2 protein-coding genes are annotated in these 3,405 nt (G+C 26.5%); both read right to left on the bottom strand.

Annotation, left to right across the window (positions count from 1 at the left end):
* A partial coding sequence (locus BSF41_RS23440; protein WP_141248188.1) for a hypothetical protein occupies positions 1–2,142 on the bottom strand: 2,142 nt, incomplete at its 3' end.
* A gap of 3 nt (positions 2,143–2,145) precedes the next feature.
* On the bottom strand, positions 2,146–3,327 hold the full coding sequence (locus tag BSF41_RS23435; protein WP_095931898.1) for a hypothetical protein: 1,182 nt from the start codon (positions 3,325–3,327) through the stop codon (positions 2,146–2,148).
* Positions 3,328–3,405: the final 78 nt, after the last annotated feature.

Genomic DNA, 3,405 nt, shown 5'->3' with positions numbered 1-3,405 from the left:
TTGCATTAAAATAACAATTATATTATCACTATTATTTTTGTGCTTTTCATAAATTGAAATCAAATCATCTTTACGTAATGTCATTTTGCCAATACAGATAGCCATTAAAAATTCATAAGGAGCGGTGTCCTTATTTGCATTATCTTCAATAGAACTATCTATTATAGTACTCATTGATGCGCTAGAATTAACATCAATATCGTAATTTAATTCTTTACTCGTTGCAGCCCTTAAAATAGATGATTGGATTATCCCGTCATTATATCTGTTAAAATTTTCTGGATCGAGAATGTGTCTTTCAAAGATTGTTTGTTTTATACTTTTTTTTATTCTGAAATTATGTAATACCGATAATATAGAGAAATACACTTTGGATTGCTGTATGTCTTCAGGTTTCCAATTGGTAAACTTAAAAAAAGCAAAGTTTTTATTTAAGACTAAACGATTCCCGTTGGATTTATTTAAAAATACATTGTTAACTAATCCTTTTTCATTGTCATTTAATTCATCAAATCTTTTTTGAAAAAAGTCTTTTGTAGAATCGGTTATCATGTTTATAGTCTCAAAATCATTGAATCCATAAATTAGTTTATTTAATAATTCCTTTTCAAATTGCCAGCTAATGCTGTCGCTATCTTCATTAGGCAATAATATTTTGTCTATTGTGATAAAACTATAAGTCGAAAAATCATTATATTTTCCATATTTAATATTACTCATTAAATTATTATATGCTTTATCGTCAATGCATCTCACAAATCCATTAAAATATATAATTTGAGAATGCTCTTGTGTCCTTAATTTTCTGCTGACGTCAGATATTTTCTTTCCATTTGATATACAAGAAGAGCATACTAAATAGCATGAAGGATCACTATAATTTTCGTCAAGTTTTAAATTCTTGTAATGTATGGATTCTACATTTTTTGAATGACTTAGGCTATAATATTCTTGAATCTTATCGGCTATATATTTTGATTCCGCATCATCAACATAAATTATGCTTTTAATATTTATTGGTAATTGATTAATTATTAAATGTTTTGTTTTTTTTTCGAAATGATTTAAATCTTTTCTATTCAAATCTAAAAACAATTTGCTTACATCTATATATAGATCTCTCGTTTTTCCAAGAGAGTTTTTACCTTTATAGCAACTCACAAAATCATATTCTAAATAATGAAACATTAAATCGCTTAGATTTTCTGGCGCATCATTTAAGTTTATTTTAAAATTTGAAACAGTTGGTGGTGATGGAATAAATTGTTCGTCTTCAAATTTTATTTCAAAAGTTCTGTTAGGGAATGTTTTTTTAAATTCGGAAGGTGGTCTTGAAACAAACTCCGAGCTTAAAATCTTAGAAGAGTTCTGTTTATTCATAATTGAATAGGAATGTGATTCATTTTTGTCGAATCCAAATAAAACTACAATTTTTGACCAATCTATCCCTATTTTATTTAAGCGTTGAGGCAATGATCCATTTATTGAAGTTGAAACAATAAACAATGATTTGCCAATGTTTTCAACTTCATCTCGATTATTTATTTTGGATGAGTAAAATTTTACTCGTGGATTATAAGGTTCGCAAACATTCATATTTATATAAAGTAAACATGAATAAATTAAAGGAAATATCGTTGGTGTATCTGAGTATATAATTTCTGGTTTTTCTTTTAAAAAAGGTAATAGGAAGATAGACAAAATGTTTATATCATGACTCTCCTTAAAAATATTTGCAATTCTAATAAAATGTGTAGCATATACACCAGACGGTAATAAAAAGTATGATTCTAAACCAGCTTTTAATATTGAATCATATTTTACTAGGAAATGCGAGCATATTGAATCTGAAAGGAGTGAATAAATTTTTTTGTCTATTTCAATGCCACTATTATTAACGATGTGGCCTTCTTTTTTATATCGATATTCATTCAATGAAATATTTTCAAAGTTAGGAATCCTTTCTTTTGTAATGTTGTATTCCATTTCATTGTCAGGCCTTAATAAGTGAATAATTTCGGGTGTATAATTATTGTTTAAGTATGACTTTATACCACTTTCTAGATCAACATTATTATCGCAAGACGATATTGCAATGCACCAATTTATTTTCTCTTTATATTTGAATGAAGTTATAATCATATTTTAATTGATGTGAATTGGTAAAAAAATAGAAAACATTGTTCCTTCTGTTTTATATGTTGGTAGAGTTTTATTTTGAATAAAATGCCAGTCTTCCAATTTATAATTTTCGCGACTATTATCAATATGTCCATTAAAAGGATCCTTTTGGAAATCTCGTATTAATTTTAAACCATTTGTTCGTAATTTTAAATAGCCTTTTCTATCACCTAATAATTTCATTACATTATGTAATCCAAAACCTCTTTCATAACTGCTATTGATGTCACTTGTATTGTTTTTAACTAAACAATCAATAATTGCTTCAAATATTTCAGATCTTGAGTCAAAAAGTGTAATGTCCTTTTTTTTCCATTTGCTAGCCAATCCTGACCCCGAATCAAATATTGATATTTCAACAATTGTATTGTTTACATTGTCATCTTTAATTAAAGCTGAAATATAATTATATAAAGGTTGGTCATCCTTACAATTGTTTAGTAAAACTTCTTTGTTTCCAGAATGTGATGAAAATACCAGACCTCTAATCCCTGTTGGAAATGTTTTGTCGGAAAAATCGGTTTGACTCCAATAATGATTGTTTTCAATTAACTCAAATATTATTTCACCAATTAATTGGTTATAATGTTCTAAAACAAATGTTGAAGTTTCTGAAGTATAGTTTTTTGAGATATCAATTAAAATATTTTTAGATAATTCAATAATTTCTTTTTTAGATTTTAATGTTCCATTAGAAAAGTAAAATGCAGAAGGGAACGGATTTGCGGAATGTTGAACAGAAGGGATGAAACTATTTGATCCTTTCTTCCAGCTTTCATTTAATTTTAAAAAAATAGCCCTTTCTTTAATAACTTTTGCTACTTGAGCTGAAACATCAGTTTCATCTAATAAATAAATTCCATTGTTGTAGCCCATACATCCAGCGACAAAATTCCAATATCTACTAAACATATCTTCAATCTTTTTATCTAATTCAATTGTCGAGCTATCATAATGAATATATAATTTTCCTTTACTGAGCCTGCTCCATGTTATTATTAGTTGAATTATTTCAGAATATACGCCCAATTGCTTTCCATTGATGTTAGCAGGAATATATAAATCAATATTTGAAGATTTTTTTAATGTTTTATATGCATTTTCAATTTGTAAATAAGTGATATTATTTTTTATACTTATTTTCATAGTATTAATTTTTTAAATAATTTGTTTTCAGCAATCTAATACGTATTAGTTTGTTTTCTTTTTTTAACAATTCATTTT

The sequence above is a fragment of the Flavobacterium sp. ACN2 genome (genome assembly GCF_002303885.1).
GTDB lineage: Bacteria > Bacteroidota > Bacteroidia > Flavobacteriales > Flavobacteriaceae > Flavobacterium.
This window is presented reverse-complemented; position numbering and strand designations above follow the sequence as displayed.